Here is a 14,024-nt window from a genome sequence, read left to right on the forward strand (position 1 = left end):
TTAAAGTAAAAAATGAATTAAATAAGAATAAAATGGTATAAATTATGAAGAAAAAATGTATAAAATTAAAATAATAAGTAGAAAAATACAAATAAATACTATATAATATTAAGCATATTACAACCTAATAATTAGCAAAATTAAGGAAACTTAATGACGCAAAGCTATAGGGGCTAAGATCAAATATTAAGCCAGCCAGTTGCACAAATAAAATAAGAATAATTATCTTATTTTCTTATTTTTTTGATTTTAGGCTACTCGCTTTGGGAGTGGCTTTTTTTGTGAGCAAAAAAAGAGTAAAAGTATAAAATATATTTTAATAATTATGTAGATTTAATAATATAAGGAGGAATATATGGAGATTTACGGACTGATAAAAACAAGCTTAGATGTAGCTAAATTAAGAGGAGAAGCAATAGCAAATAATATTGTAAATGTTAACACTTCTGGCTATAAAAGAAAGTATGTTACATTTGAGGAAAGTTTAAATGATAAAAGTGGGGAAAATAATATTCAAATTAAAGAAGATAAATCAACAAGTATGAGAGCTGATGGAAACAATGTAGATTTACAAAGTGAAAAGGTAGATCAAGCAGCTAACACGCTTATGTATAATAGCTTGATAAGTATTACAAACATTAAATTAGCTATGGCTAAAAGTGCAATAAGTGGAAGGTAATTTAAATGAGTATATTTAGTGGAATGAGAATAAGTGCTAGTGGATTAAGTGCTGAAAGATTAAGATTAGATGTAATATCATCAAATATTGTAAATTCAAGGACAACTAGAACTAAAAAAGGTGGCGCATATGTAAGGAAGGTTGCTGTCTTTTCAGAAAATTATGATAGCAAGTTGGGGATGCTCGGTGTTAAGGCAGTTAAAATTGAAAATGATAAATCACCACTTAAAAAAAAGTATGATCCTAAACATCCTGATGCTGATAAAGATGGATATGTAGAATATCCTAATGTTGATTTATTAGTTGAAATGTCTGATTTAATAACTGCATCTAGAGCATATGAATCTAATGTGGATTCTTTAAATGCACAAAAAAATATGATTTCTAAATCTTTAGAAATAGGAAAGTAAATAGGGGGATAAAATGAATATAAAATCAATAATGGAAACAAATTCATTAGTAAATAGTTTTAATACACAAAAAGTAACAAATGTTAAAGAAAATAATGAAAGTTTTTCTAAAGTATTAGGTGATGCAATAAATAAAGTAAATGATATTCAAGTAACGGCAGATAATAAAATTGAAGGTTTAATTAAGGGTGATAATGTTAATATGCACGACGTTATGTTATCAATGCAAGAGGCACAAATATCAATGCAGTTACTTATAGAGTCTAGAAACAAAGTTGTTGAAGCTTATCAAGAAATAAATAGAATGCAATTATAAAAGTCTTTAATAAAAGGAAGATAGTATGCAGAATAAATTAATAGAAAAAATAAAAAATTTTTTAAGAGATTCAGTACAAAAAATAAAAAATTTAAAATTTGGTACTAAAGTTGCCATATGTATTGGAATAATAACATTAATATTAGCCATAATCTTTACTATAAATTACAGTGTAAAAAATAAATATAAAGTATTATTCTCAGGATTAGATTCTGTAGATGCAGCAAATGTAACTAAATCTTTAGAAGATAAAAAAGTTGATACAAAAATAGATGGAGATTCAATACTTGTACCTAAGGATCAAGTAGATAAATTAAGAATAGAATTATCTCCAAACATAACCAATGGTTCAAAGGGATTTGAATTAATGGATAACGGTTCAAATCTTTCTATGACAGATGAAGAATTTAAAATAGAAAAGACTAGGATGATACAAGGTGAATTAGAAAAAACAATAAAGACATTTCCTAGTATAAATAATGCAAGAGTACATATAACACAAGGAGAACAGTCAATATTTAATGGAAGTGGAAGAGATGGAAAAGCGGCTGTTTATATATCTTTAAAAGATGGTGGAACATTAGATAAAAGTCAGATTAAATCTATAATATCATTAGTTTCAGCTAGTGGAATTAATATTCCTAAGAAAAATGTAGAAGTAATAGATCAAAATATGGATTTGCTATCAGAAGGAATATATGATGAATCTGGAAAGGCTACGAATGAAGCAGGTTTAACAGGAACTAAAAATGCTGAAAAACAATTAAGTCAAGAATTAAAAAAGAGAGTAAAATCAATGCTTGAGCCTATATTTGGAGAAGGTAAGGTTGAAATTGGTATAAATACTACTTTAAATTCTACTACTGTAGAAAAAAACGAATTGAAATTAGATCCAAATAAAGTTGTTTCATCTTCAACAAAGAGTGAAAACTCAACAACTGATGAAAATACTAAGGGATCACCAGTAGATAACAATATGAATAATACTGCAAATGCAAAATCTAGTGATAATAAATCTAAAGAAGAATCAATTAAATATGAAATAGGAAAAAGTGAAATAAAAACATTATCTCCTCCAGGAGATGTAAAACGTATAACTGCTTCTATTGCAATTGATGGAAATATTTCTAATGATGTAATAAGAAATGTAGAAGATATGGTAAAAACAGCTATAGGAATGGATCCTAAAAGAGGAGATAGCATCTCAGTTATAGGAATTAATTTTAATAAAGAAGGAACAAATGAACTAAATAAAGAAAAAGTGAAAAATTTAAATATAACTCCTATGAAAGTATCTATAGCTATAGCAATAGTGTTTTTAATATTACTAGTAATAATAGCATTTATTATATTTAAGAAAAAAGGAAAGAAAATTGACTTAGAAAATAAAGAAGAAATGTCAAAGGAAACAGAGTATTTTGCTAATTTATTAAAAACTAAAGAAAGGGAAAATGAATTAGATAAAAATAAAACTGTTGAAACAAATATTGAAGATGAAGTTAAGAAGCTAGCTGTAGATAATCCAGATGAAGTAAGTGAATTAATAAAGAGATGGTTAAATGATTAGGAGCGGTATTAAGTGTATAAAAGTGAAGAAAAAAATGAAAAAGCTTATGATTTAAAAAAAATAAGTTCAAAAAATATTAGTGGATCAAAAAAAGCTGCTGTTTTACTTATGACTTTAGGCGCTGATATATCCTCTAATATCCTAAAAAAATTATCAGATAAACAAATACAAAAAATAGGTGTAGAAATAGCTAATATAAATAATGTTACAGCTGAGGAAAGAAAGATAATATTAAAAGAATTTTTAAATGAGAGGAAAAGTAATAACTTTGCAATAGAGGGTGGAATTGAGTATGCAAACTCTTTATTAAAGGGAGCATTTGATGAAAATAAAGTTAATAAACTTATGGAAGGAATAAGATATGATGCTTACACTAAAGTTTTTATCACAGCAAGAAAAGCTGATGCAAAAACAATAAAAGCATGTATTTTGGGTGAAAGTCCACAAACTATTGCTATAATACTTGCCTATATTCAACCAGAAAAATCTGCAGAGATATTATCTAGTTTAGATGAAAAATTACAAAGGGAAGTTGCACTTAAACTTGGAACAATTTCTAAGATATCACCTATTGTAATAAAAGCTGTAGATAATGTGTTATCTAAAAAACTTAAATCTAAAAAGACTGGTAATGTTGATGAATCAAGAGGTGTTGATAATCTTTTAAATATACTTCCTAAAGTTGATGGAAAGACAGAAAGGAATATTATTAATTATTTAGAGCATGAAAATAATATATTAGCTAATGAGATTAAAGCGAATATGTTTACTTTTGAAGATATAGTAAATCTTGATAGGATAGCAATACAAAAAGTATTAAAGAATGTAAATATAAAAGATGTAGCAATAGCTTTAAAGGATTCAGATGAGAATATATTAAATGTTATACTACAAAATCAATCTACTAGAGCAGCGGAAGAACTTAAGGAAGAAATTGAATTACTTGGAAAGGTAAAAGTTTCTCAGGTAGATGAAGCTAAGAGAAAGATTGTAAATGTAGTTAGGCAGCTTGAAAAAGATGGTGTTATAAGTAGTAAAGAAGCGGAGGAAGAAATCCTTGTCTAGATTCACTGGTATATTAAGAAATAAAAACGTTGAAGTAAAAGGTAAGGTAATGTTAAAGGAATCCAAAGAAAGTGGCTTTTTAAGTATTGAAGAAAAACAGCTTTTGGAAAAAGAAAATATAGAGAATAAAATTATAGAAGCTAAAAGAGAATATGAAAAGATAGTTATTGAAACAAATCAGAAAAAAGAAAGCATTATTAAAGAAGCAAATGAAAAAGCTAAAGATATTGAAAAAAAAGCTTATGAAGATGGATATAATCAAGGATTAAAAAATGGTTATGAAGATGGTTATAAGGAAGCTTATGAAGAGAATATAGAAAAAGCTATTTCTGAAAGTGAAAAGATTAAAGAGGATGGATATAATACATTACTTAAAATAAATGAAAAAATGGCTAAATATATCGAAGAAAATAAAAATGAAATATTAAATATTTCAATTAGAATTGCAGAACAAGTTCTTAAAGAAAAATTTGAAGAAAGTGATTCTATGAATAATATGATTATAAAAATAATTGAAGAATATGGACTTAAAAAAGACTTGATAATAAAAGTTAATCCTAACCATTCAAAACAAATGGAAATAAGTATAGATAAAATAATTAATGAATCAAAGTTAAAGCAAAAAATATTTGTTATTCCAGATAGTAGTATAGAAAAAGGAAATGCAGAGATAGATATAGGTAATGGAAAGCTAACTGTAGGTTTAGATGTAGTATTAGATAAAGTTAGAAGTGAACTACTATAGGAGGATATATGATATCTTTAGATTTTAATAATACACTAAGAAAAATTTCAAATATAACTCCATTTATATCAGAAGGAAAAGTAGAAAAAGTAATAGGACTTACTATTGAAGTAGTAGGATTAAAGGCATCAGTTGGTGAGCTCTGTACCGTTTATAACGTAAGTAATATTCCAATAAGTTGTGAAGTTGTTGGATTTAAAGAGTTTCAAATAATACTTATGCCTTTAGGAAATTTAGTTGGAATTGGACCAGGCTGTAGAGTAATAGCAAGTGGAAAGCCTTGTAGTGTTAAATGTAGTGATAAACTTTTAGGAAAAGTAATTGATCCTTTAGGAAATCCAATAGATGAAAGTAGGATATTAGGGGGAGAGTTGTGTAGTTTATTTAAAGCACCACCCGATCCTATGAAAAGAAAGCGAATTAAAAATGTTATGCCTACAGGAATAAAAGCTATTGATGGATTTATTACTTGTGGTGAAGGTCAAAGAATCGGTATATTTGCAGGAAGTGGTGTTGGAAAAAGTACAACTCTTGGAATGATAGCAAGGTCTGCTGAAGCAGAAGTTAATGTTATTGCATTAATAGGTGAAAGAGGTAGAGAGGTGCTAGATTTTATAGAAAGAGATTTAGGAGAAGAAGGAATGAAAAAATCAGTTGTAGTTTGTGCAACATCAGATAAGCCTCCTTTGGTTAGATTAAAGGGAGCATTAACAGCAACATCTATTGCAGAATATTTTAGGGATCAAGGTAAAAAAGTAATACTTATGATGGACTCTGTTACAAGATTTGCAATGGCGCAAAGAGAAATTGGATTAGCTATAGGAGAACCACCAGCACAAAAGGGATATACTCCATCTGTTTTTGCTGAGTTACCAAAGTTAATGGAAAGAAGCGGATTATCAGATAAAGGTTCAATAACAGCATTTTATACTGTATTAGTTGATGGTGATGATTTTAATGAACCTATTGCAGATGCTGTAAGAGGAATATTAGATGGACATATAGTTTTATCAAGGGACTTAGCTCATAAAAATCATTACCCAGCAATAGATGTATCAAATAGTGTAAGTCGTCTTATGAATGATATATGTGATGAAGAACATAAAAGGATAGCATCTTATGCTAGAGATTTAATAGCTACATATAAAGAAGCAGAAGATTTAATTAATATAGGAGCATATGAACATGGGTCAAATCCTAAAATTGATAAATCTATAGAATTTATAGATGATATTAATTCATATTTAAGGCAGGGGATAAATGAGAGTAATACTTTTGATGAGAATATAAATAATTTAAAAAATATATTTAGATAAGAGGTAGCTAACGTTGAATAATTTTAGATTTAAACTTCAAAAAGTATTAGATATAAAGATTAAGAATGAAGATGAAAGTAAAATTAAATATTCAAAATTACAAAACGAAAAAAGAGTTATAGAAAGAAAATTGGAGAATCTTAAAGCTAATTATGAAAAATATTCAGAGGATATAAAATGTGAAGATACAATTTCAAGAAAAATAGTCTCTAATTATTTATATTCTCTATCAAGAACAATTGAAGAAACTAATGCAGAATTAAAAGATAAAAATAATTTATTAAATGAAGTTAAATTAGAGCTTTTAAATAAGCAAATAGAAAGAAAATCCTTAGAAAAAATTAAAGAAAGTAAGCATAAAGCTTTTATGAAGGAAGCGGAATATAAGGAACAAATAGCAAATGATGAATTTGGAATGTATTCATTTTTAAGAAATAGAGCTCAAATTGTTTAGGAGTTAGATTATGAAAATAGATATATTGGAAACAAAAGTTAATTATAAAAGTAATGATATTGCAAAAGATAATAAAAGCAAAAATGAATTTGTATCTGTTTTAGATGAAAAAGCTTTAGATAGTATAACCGATAAGGACATAAATAATAGTAATAAGAATAATCATAATGATGCGGAAATAAATGATAATTTAAATGAAATATTATTTTTATTATTAAATAAACTTAACATAATAAATAACAAAAAATTACAAAGTATTGATACTGAAAATGTTAAACAAAATTTTGATGAAGTTATAAATACAATAAAAAATAATTTAAAAAATAATTTAAATAATAATGTCAATGATATTAATGAGATTAATAAATTAAAGAAATTATTAGAGTTAATAGATATCAAAAATAATAAAAATTTTAGTGAAATTCTAAGTAAGAATGATATTACTAATATAAAAAATTTAAATGGCGATTTTAAGAATGAAATAGATAATAGCTTAAGTGATTTAAAAAATTATATTTTAAATATATTTAATGAAAAAACTGATAAATTATCAAGTGAGAATTTAGTTATTAATAGAAATATACTTAAGGTTTCTAAAGATGATATAGATATATTAAATAATATAGCTTTAGATAAAGATAAATTTAATAAGAATAGTATTTTAAATATTAATAATGAAAATACTACTAAATCAAGTTTTACTGATTTTTCAAATAAAAATACTAATATAATGGAAAGTGGTCAACTTGGGGATAATAAGATTTCTAATGTTTTAACTATAAAAAATAATAATTTAGATAATGGCAAAGAAAAAAATTTGGACTCAAAAAATAAAGTGGATAATATTTTAGAAAATAAAAATAGTACTTTAGATAGAAGTACAGGTATATCAAATTTAAATAATTTAGGTAATGTTAATTTAAATAATTCAATTAGCGATAATGGAAATATTGTTGTTAGAAGAGAATTTATTAAAAATGATATTGTACAAGCGATAAGTTATCTTAAAAATAGTGAGTCAGAAGAAATAAATGTAACTATGAATCCTAAAGAATTAGGAAGTATGAAAATAAGTATTATAAAAACAGAAGATAAAAGTAGTTATCTTATTAGTATAGCGAATAAAGATACTTTACTTATGATTAAAGATAACTTAAGTGAGATAAAGTCACATCTTATTAATATGAATTTTGATAATAGAGAAGTAAATATTGAAGTTAAATTAAGTAATTTTGGGAATACATTTAATGAAGATGGTAATGGACATTTTAATAGAAATAACAATAGGGAAGAAAAAAAAGAGAGAACTTTAATTAAAAAAAATGATAGTGAATTAGAAAATACTGTAGTAGAAGATACAAATATTAATTTATTGATATAGAAGGAGAAAAGATATGGAAATAACTAGTGTGAGAGATGTAGGTAATAATAAGACTGAAAATGGAACATCAATAGTTAAAAAAGGTAGAGAAGTTAATAAAGAAATATTTCTTAAAATGTTAGTTGCTCAAATGACTAATCAAGATCCATTAAATACCCAAGACCCATCACAATATATTACTCAGTTATCACAATTTTCTGCATTAGAACAGATAATAAGTTTAAATGATTCCGTAAAAGATTTAATAAATATGAATAATGGAATTTTAGTTAATAGTTCATTACAAACAGCATCATCATTGATTGGGAAAAATGTAGAATTACATTCTTCAGATGAAAATGGAGCTACTAAGAAATTTGTAGGAGATATAAAAAGTGTATCTATAGAAAATAATTCAGTATTTTTAGATGTGTCTTTAGATAATACTAAAGAAATAAAAAAATTTAAGTATTCTGAATTAGTAAAGGTAAATTAAAAAATAATGTATAGGATTATAAGGGGGATATACAAATGTTAAAATCAATGTATTCTGGAATAAGTGGTATGAAAGCTAATCAAACAAAGATGGATGTAGTAGGAAATAATGTTTCAAACTCAGGAACTGTTGCCTTTAAAAAATCTAGTGTTAGATTTAGTGATGCTTTAAATCAAAAAATAATATATTCAAGTTCTCCAGGGAAAAATGTTGGTGGAGTTAATCCAGGACAAGTTGGTATTGGAACTAAAGTATCAAGTATAGAAAAGTACATGACTCAAGGAGCTATTCAACCAACAGGAAGACCTACAGATTTAGCAATAGATGGAGATGGATTTTTTGTAATTCAAATGGATAAGAAAAAAGATACTATTGTTGAAGGATATACTAGAGATGGTTCTTTTTCTTTAGATGCTAATGGTAATTTAGTAACATCTAAAGGATATAAAGTATTAAATACAAATAATGAACCTATTACAATACCAAAAGAATATGGAGCACAACCTGATGGAGCTAAAAAGAAGGTTGTTTCTTTTAATATTTCAACAGAAGGTAAATTAACATATCTTTTAGAAGATGGAACTAAGGTTGAAAATCTTCAAACACTTAAAGTTGCAGTCTTTCAAAATGAAGCTGGATTAGAAGCGATAAATGGGAATGTTTATAGTGAAACTGCAAACTCAGGAAAACCTTTGTATAATGCAGGGGATGCACCAGCAAAGATTGGTCTTATAAATCAAGGAGCTATAGAAATGTCTAATATTGATTTATCAGAAGAATTTACAGATATGATAGTTGCAACAAGAGCTTTTCAAGCATCAGGTAAAGTAATAACAACAAGTGATGAGTTATTGCAGGAAATAATAAATCTTAAAAGATAAATAAGAGGTTAAGGAAATGAAAAAACAAGATATATTAACGCCTATTGGGATATTGCTAGGCGTAGGATTTACTATTTATGCTATATCCCAAGGAGCAGTTGGAATAAATGCATTTTATGATTTTATATCAATAATCATAACGGTAGGAGGTTCTTTTGCAGCATTATTAATAACATTTCCATTAGATGATATTAGATTATGTATTGGTATGACATCAAAATTGTTTACAAATCCTTCTATGTCAAAGATTAAAACTATTGAAATGTTTAAAGATTTATCAGTAAAAGCTAGAAAAGATGGATTACTTAGTTTAGAAAATGAAGTTGAAGGAATTAAAGATGATTTTTTAAAATGCGGTTTAGAATTAGTTATTGATGGAGTAGATGATAAGTTAATAGAAGAAGTAATGAATAATAAAATATTAGAAATTGAAAATAGATACAATAAAGGAGCTAAAATATTTAAAACATGGGGCTCATATGCACCTGCCTTTGGTATGGTTGGTACTCTTATTGGACTAATTCAAATGCTTGCAAAGCTTGATAATCCAGATGTTATAGCAAGTGGAATGGCAAAAGCACTTATAACAACTTTTTATGGAGCATTGTTAGCTAATTTAATTTTAAATCCTTTAGGTTTTAATTTGCAAAATAAAGGTGAGAAAGAAACAGAAAATAGAGAGATGATGTTAGTAGGGATTTTATGTATTAAAAACTCTGAAACAACAAGAGTTTTAGAAGAAAAGTTAATGAGTTTTTTAACAGAAAAAGAAAAGAAAAAATATAAAAATGAAAAAAATAGAAATAAGAAGGTAGAGATAAATGCCGCGTAAAAAAAGAAAGCCAGATGATATTAACACAAATGGGTGGATGGATACATATGCAGATACAATAACATTACTATTAACATTTTTTATATTACTATATTCTTTTTCTACAACAGACAATAAGAAACTTAGACTTATTGCATCTGCATTTCAAAATGAAATGCTAGGAAAACCATCTAATAAGATACCTGAAGTAAAACCTGGAGTTGGAATTAAAACAGATTATGATAACCTTGTGGACAAGGTAACAGAAGTAATAAAGAAGAATAATTTAGCTGATATTATTAAAGTTAGAAAAGAAGATGCAGGAGTAGTTCTTCAGCTTAGTGATAGTATTTTATTTGATACTGGACAAGCAGAACTTAAAAATAATAGTACAAAAATATTAGATGTAATAAGTACAATTATTCCTGAAATAAATAATGAAATTAGCGTTCAAGGACATACAGATAATGTTCCTATACATAATAGTAAATATAAATCAAACTGGGAGTTATCTACAGCTAGAGCTGTAACTGTACTTCAATACTTTATTGAAGTAAAAAAGATTGATCCTAAGAGATTTTCAGCAAATGGATATGGAGAGTATAGACCTTTAGTATCAAATAATAATGAAGAGAATAGAGCAATCAATAGAAGAGTTGATATATTAATTATGCAACATAGGGATATTAAGAAGGTAAATTCTAAGGATGTGGAGAAATAGAGAAAATCCAAAGGAAGGAATTTAAATAAAATATGGACAAAACGATTATACAGTATTTAATCAATATTATTGTGCTTATACCAATTGGAGTGCTACTAATGGTTATTTCCATAAGGCTTGGTAAAAAAAGTATAAACAAGGTGAATTCCGGTATATATGTTCAAGTTATTGAAAGATTTAATTTAAATAAAGATTTAAGTCTTTATTTTATAAAGACTGGATCCACTGGATGTGTGATAATAGCTTCAACGCACTATATAGAGAAAATAAAAGAGTTAGATGAAGAAAAAATGAATGAAATAATGATTATGAAAAAACAAAAACAAAGTTCTATAGATTTATTCAAAATATCTGATATAGATTTTAAAGATATTTTAAATAAAAAGCTTATGGGGAAAAAATATGACGGATACAATAAGTAGAATTTTTATTAACAATTCAAATATGGCACCAATTATGAAGGTGTTTTTCTTAATGACAGCTCTTATGTTTTTAACAACAATAATTTTTATGATGACAAGTTTTGTAAGGGTAATAATAACATTTTCATTTATTAAATCCGCATTAGGAGCTCAGCAAATAATTCCAAATCAAATACTTATTGGACTTGCATTGTGTATAACTATGTTTATAATGACTCCAGTAGTTAATGATGTTGTGGATAAAGCAATACAGCCCTACATAAAAAAAGAAATTAAATTGGAAAAAGCAGTTGAAGAGGCAAAAAAACCAATTGCAGAATTTTTATTAAAACAGACAAGAGATAAGGATTTAGAGTTATTTATTAATAATTCGCCAAAAAAGATAACTGTAAAAGAAAAAAAAGATTTACCTTTAACAATAATAGTACCATCATTTGCTATAAGTGAATTAAAGACCGCATTTCAAATAGGATTTATTATTTATATTCCATTTTTGGTTATAGATTTAATAGTTTCTAGTGTTCTTATGTCTATGGGAATGTTTATGCTTCCACCAGCAATGGTATCACTTCCATTTAAATTATTATTATTTGTAATGGTTGATGGATGGGGTTTACTGGTGAAATCTTTAATACAAAGTTTTACAGGATAGGAGAAATGCTATGAGTGAAATGGCAATAATGACAATAGTAAAAAAAGCTTTAATAACAGGTGTTATGGTGGCAGGACCTATTTTAGTTATATCGCTAATTGTAGGATTAATAATAAGCATATTTCAAGCAACAACACAAATTCAAGAGCAAACTTTAACATTTGTACCTAAACTTGTTGCTATTATATTAGTTTTAATTATAGGTGGACCATGGATGTTTAATAAACTAATAATCTTAACTAATGAGCTATTTAATATGATAGCAATTATAAATAAGTGATATGTTTATTTATATATTTTTTAGGATAGCTGCTTTTTTTGTAGTAGTTAATGTTATATTTCCAAATGGAACACCACAAATTTTTAAAATAAGTTTTTCAATATTTTTATCAATTATAATCGGAATGAATATTGATAGCAGTATTTCAGTAGAAAATTTATTTCAATTAATAAGAATTGGTTTATTAGAGACAATTAATGGACTGGTATTAGGATACATAGTTAACATATGTTTTTATAGTATAAGATTAGCAGGTAAATTAATAGATAATCAATTAGGATTATCTATGGCAAGCATATATGATCCTAATGTCCACAGTCAATCTACAATTATGGAAAATTTAATGTATTTTCTTGGAATAGTAGTGTTTTTTGGATTAAATATACATTATATTTTGATAAGCTCTATAGAAAAGAGTTTTAAAATTATACCAGTTGGACAATTTATATTAAAAAATAACTTAGGTTATATTTTAAAAGTATTTTTAAGTTATTTTATTTTAGGAATTAAAATGGCAATACCAATAATAATTGTTCTTATAATAACGGATTTAATAACTGGAATAATATCAAGAAGTATTTCTGGATTAAATGTAATGATAATAGGAATGCCTTTAAAGATGCTAGTTGGGTTAGTATTCTTTTTAAGTATGCTACCATTTATAATAAATGGAATGAATGAAATGTTTAAAGGATTAATGGATGTTTTAGATGGAACATTTATATTTAATATAACTAGTATAAATTTATTTTAGAAAAGGTCTAAAGTCAAAAACTTGGAGGTGAGTAGTATATCTGAAAAAACTGAAAAAGCCACCCCTAAGAAAAAGAAGGATGAGCGGAAAAAGGGTAATGTTGCAAAAAGTAAAGAAGTTATCAATGCATTAACATTAATAGGTGCTGTATTATCTATATTTTGTATGTTTAATTATACAATAAAGCAATTAAAGATATTAATAGTATCATTTTTAAAATTTGATTTTAGTATAGATCTGAATAAGAATATAGCCAATACATTACTTAATAATGGAATAATTGTTTTTTTGAAAATATTTTTACCTATTGGACTTATTGTGTTATGTATTGGGGTTATAGCAAATGTAATGCAAACAGGGTTAATGTTCTCAAAGGAATCAATAAAACCTAAGTTTTCAAAAATTAATCCAATTAATGGATTTAAAAATATGTTTTCTCAAAGAGCTTTTATTAGTTCAGTAAAAAATACTCTTTTATTAATTATATTAAGTTACATAGGGTATTCTTTTGTTAAAAATAATTATGGTGAGATTTTAAGGACAGAGAATATTTATTTTCCAAACCTTATATATGTAATAGTTAAATTAATAAAAAAGTTATTTAAGATATCTATATTAATAGCAGTTGTAATTGGTGTTTTGGATTTTGCATATCAATTTTATTCTCATAATAAAAAAATGAAAATGAGCAAACAAGAAATAAAAGAAGAATTTAAACAATCAGAAGGAGACCCACAAGTAAAGGGTCAAATAAAACAAAAACAAAGAGAAATGGCAAATGCAAGGATGATACAAAGTACAAAGGATGCAACAGTTGTAGTAACAAATCCAACTCATTTGTCAATTGCACTTAGATATAATAGAGAGATTGATTCTGCACCTATAGTACTTGCAAAGGGTGCTGATGTTCTTGCTATGAATATAAGAAAAATAGCTAAAGAAAATGATATACCAATAATAGAAAATAAACCTCTTGCTAGATTTATATATAAAGAAGTAGAGGTTAATAAAGAAGTACCAGAGGAAATGTACTCAGCAGTTGCTGAAGTTTTAGTAGCTGTATACAAAATAAAGAATAGATATAAGAAGAAATAG

General features: G+C 26.1%; 18 protein-coding genes and 1 riboswitch. All 18 genes read left to right on the forward strand.

Going from position 1 to position 14,024, the window contains the following annotated elements; translation table 11 throughout:
• Positions 1–123: 123 nt before the first annotated feature.
• Positions 124–207, forward strand: a riboswitch (cyclic di-GMP riboswitch).
• Positions 208–355: 148 nt separating this feature from the next.
• The 18 genes from flgB (at position 356) to flhB (ending at position 14,024) form a co-directional block, all read left to right on the forward strand.
• Positions 356–679 (forward strand): flagellar biosynthesis protein FlgB, encoded by a 324-nt coding sequence (flgB, locus tag O212_RS0109400; protein WP_024614858.1) that lies wholly within the window; start codon positions 356–358, stop codon positions 677–679.
• A 5-nt stretch (positions 680–684) separates the two neighbouring features.
• Positions 685–1,089, forward strand: coding sequence for a flagellar basal body rod protein FlgC (gene flgC / locus O212_RS0109405; RefSeq protein ID WP_024614859.1), 405 nt, complete (start codon positions 685–687; stop codon positions 1,087–1,089).
• 13 nt (positions 1,090–1,102) lie between these two features.
• On the forward strand, positions 1,103–1,405 hold the full coding sequence (gene fliE, locus O212_RS0109410; protein WP_024614860.1) for a flagellar hook-basal body complex protein FliE: 303 nt from the start codon (positions 1,103–1,105) through the stop codon (positions 1,403–1,405).
• A gap of 25 nt (positions 1,406–1,430) precedes the next feature.
• On the forward strand, positions 1,431–2,972 hold the full coding sequence (gene fliF, locus O212_RS0109415) for a flagellar basal-body MS-ring/collar protein FliF (protein ID WP_024614861.1): 1,542 nt from the start codon (positions 1,431–1,433) through the stop codon (positions 2,970–2,972).
• Between the two features lie 12 nt (positions 2,973–2,984).
• The gene (gene fliG, locus O212_RS0109420) at positions 2,985–4,037 is read left to right on the forward strand and encodes a flagellar motor switch protein FliG (protein WP_051373003.1); all 1,053 of its coding nucleotides are present in this window, start codon (positions 2,985–2,987) and stop codon (positions 4,035–4,037) included.
• Positions 4,030–4,782 (forward strand): FliH/SctL family protein, encoded by a 753-nt coding sequence (locus O212_RS0109425; protein ID WP_024614863.1) that lies wholly within the window; start codon positions 4,030–4,032, stop codon positions 4,780–4,782. Before fliG ends, O212_RS0109425 begins: the two co-directional genes overlap by 8 nt.
• Before the next feature lie 8 nt (positions 4,783–4,790).
• Positions 4,791–6,098, forward strand: a complete 1,308-nt coding sequence (gene fliI / locus O212_RS0109430; protein WP_024614864.1) for a flagellar protein export ATPase FliI — start codon at positions 4,791–4,793, stop codon at positions 6,096–6,098.
• 13 nt (positions 6,099–6,111) lie between these two features.
• Complete coding sequence (gene fliJ / locus O212_RS0109435) at positions 6,112–6,552, forward strand: flagellar export protein FliJ (RefSeq protein WP_024614865.1); 441 nt, start codon at positions 6,112–6,114, stop codon at positions 6,550–6,552.
• 10 nt (positions 6,553–6,562) lie between these two features.
• On the forward strand, positions 6,563–7,933 hold the full coding sequence (locus O212_RS0109440; protein WP_024614866.1) for a flagellar hook-length control protein FliK: 1,371 nt from the start codon (positions 6,563–6,565) through the stop codon (positions 7,931–7,933).
• Between the two features lie 13 nt (positions 7,934–7,946).
• Positions 7,947–8,408, forward strand: coding sequence for a flagellar hook capping FlgD N-terminal domain-containing protein (locus tag O212_RS0109445; RefSeq protein WP_024614867.1), 462 nt, complete (start codon positions 7,947–7,949; stop codon positions 8,406–8,408).
• 35 nt (positions 8,409–8,443) lie between these two features.
• Positions 8,444–9,289 carry a flagellar hook-basal body complex protein gene (locus O212_RS0109450; protein ID WP_024614868.1) on the forward strand — a complete coding sequence of 282 codons (846 nt, stop codon included), beginning with the start codon at positions 8,444–8,446 and terminating at the stop codon, positions 9,287–9,289.
• A 16-nt stretch (positions 9,290–9,305) separates the two neighbouring features.
• Positions 9,306–10,121: a MotA/TolQ/ExbB proton channel family protein gene (locus O212_RS0109455; RefSeq protein ID WP_024614869.1), complete on the forward strand. Its 816-nt coding sequence runs from the start codon at positions 9,306–9,308 to the stop codon at positions 10,119–10,121.
• Positions 10,111–10,821, forward strand: a complete 711-nt coding sequence (locus O212_RS0109460) for an OmpA family protein (protein ID WP_024614870.1) — start codon at positions 10,111–10,113, stop codon at positions 10,819–10,821. The genes O212_RS0109455 and O212_RS0109460 overlap by 11 nt, the downstream gene beginning before the upstream one ends.
• Positions 10,822–10,919: 98 nt before the next feature.
• Positions 10,920–11,243, forward strand: coding sequence for a flagellar biosynthetic protein FliO (locus tag O212_RS0109465; RefSeq protein ID WP_024614871.1), 324 nt, complete (start codon positions 10,920–10,922; stop codon positions 11,241–11,243).
• A gap of 22 nt (positions 11,244–11,265) precedes the next feature.
• On the forward strand, positions 11,266–11,895 hold the full coding sequence (fliP, locus tag O212_RS0109470; RefSeq protein ID WP_242829569.1) for a flagellar type III secretion system pore protein FliP: 630 nt from the start codon (positions 11,266–11,268) through the stop codon (positions 11,893–11,895).
• A 10-nt stretch (positions 11,896–11,905) separates the two neighbouring features.
• Positions 11,906–12,175, forward strand: coding sequence for a flagellar biosynthesis protein FliQ (gene fliQ, locus O212_RS0109475; RefSeq protein WP_024614873.1), 270 nt, complete (start codon positions 11,906–11,908; stop codon positions 12,173–12,175).
• A gap of 1 nt (position 12,176) precedes the next feature.
• Positions 12,177–12,929: a flagellar biosynthetic protein FliR gene (locus tag O212_RS16225; protein ID WP_051373004.1), complete on the forward strand. Its 753-nt coding sequence runs from the start codon at positions 12,177–12,179 to the stop codon at positions 12,927–12,929.
• Positions 12,930–12,956: 27 nt separating this feature from the next.
• Complete coding sequence (gene flhB, locus O212_RS16230; protein WP_160166416.1) at positions 12,957–14,024, forward strand: flagellar biosynthesis protein FlhB; 1,068 nt, start codon at positions 12,957–12,959, stop codon at positions 14,022–14,024.

Source organism: Clostridium sp. Ade.TY, assembly GCF_000498355.1.
GTDB lineage: Bacteria > Bacillota > Clostridia > Clostridiales > Clostridiaceae > Clostridium.

What these genes read in the sequence shown, in the direction of transcription:
- flgC (WP_024614859.1), top strand. Translation starts at nt 685, where the DNA reads ATGAGTATATTTAGTGGAATGAGAATAAGTGCTAGTGGATTAAGTGCT.
- O212_RS0109445 (WP_024614867.1), top strand. Translation starts at nt 7,947, where the DNA reads ATGGAAATAACTAGTGTGAGAGATGTAGGTAATAATAAGACTGAAAAT.
- fliE (WP_024614860.1), top strand. Translation starts at nt 1,103, where the DNA reads ATGAATATAAAATCAATAATGGAAACAAATTCATTAGTAAATAGTTTT.
- O212_RS0109460 (WP_024614870.1), top strand. Translation starts at nt 10,111, where the DNA reads ATGCCGCGTAAAAAAAGAAAGCCAGATGATATTAACACAAATGGGTGG.
- fliQ (WP_024614873.1), top strand. Translation starts at nt 11,906, where the DNA reads ATGAGTGAAATGGCAATAATGACAATAGTAAAAAAAGCTTTAATAACA.
- fliF (WP_024614861.1), top strand. Translation starts at nt 1,431, where the DNA reads ATGCAGAATAAATTAATAGAAAAAATAAAAAATTTTTTAAGAGATTCA.
- O212_RS0109465 (WP_024614871.1), top strand. Translation starts at nt 10,920, where the DNA reads ATGGTTATTTCCATAAGGCTTGGTAAAAAAAGTATAAACAAGGTGAAT.
- fliI (WP_024614864.1), top strand. Translation starts at nt 4,791, where the DNA reads ATGATATCTTTAGATTTTAATAATACACTAAGAAAAATTTCAAATATA.
- fliP (WP_242829569.1), top strand. Translation starts at nt 11,266, where the DNA reads ATGGCACCAATTATGAAGGTGTTTTTCTTAATGACAGCTCTTATGTTT.
- O212_RS0109440 (WP_024614866.1), top strand. Translation starts at nt 6,563, where the DNA reads ATGAAAATAGATATATTGGAAACAAAAGTTAATTATAAAAGTAATGAT.
- O212_RS0109450 (WP_024614868.1), top strand. Translation starts at nt 8,444, where the DNA reads ATGTTAAAATCAATGTATTCTGGAATAAGTGGTATGAAAGCTAATCAA.
- O212_RS0109455 (WP_024614869.1), top strand. Translation starts at nt 9,306, where the DNA reads ATGAAAAAACAAGATATATTAACGCCTATTGGGATATTGCTAGGCGTA.
- flgB (WP_024614858.1), top strand. Translation starts at nt 356, where the DNA reads ATGGAGATTTACGGACTGATAAAAACAAGCTTAGATGTAGCTAAATTA.
- O212_RS16225 (WP_051373004.1), top strand. Translation starts at nt 12,177, where the DNA reads ATGTTTATTTATATATTTTTTAGGATAGCTGCTTTTTTTGTAGTAGTT.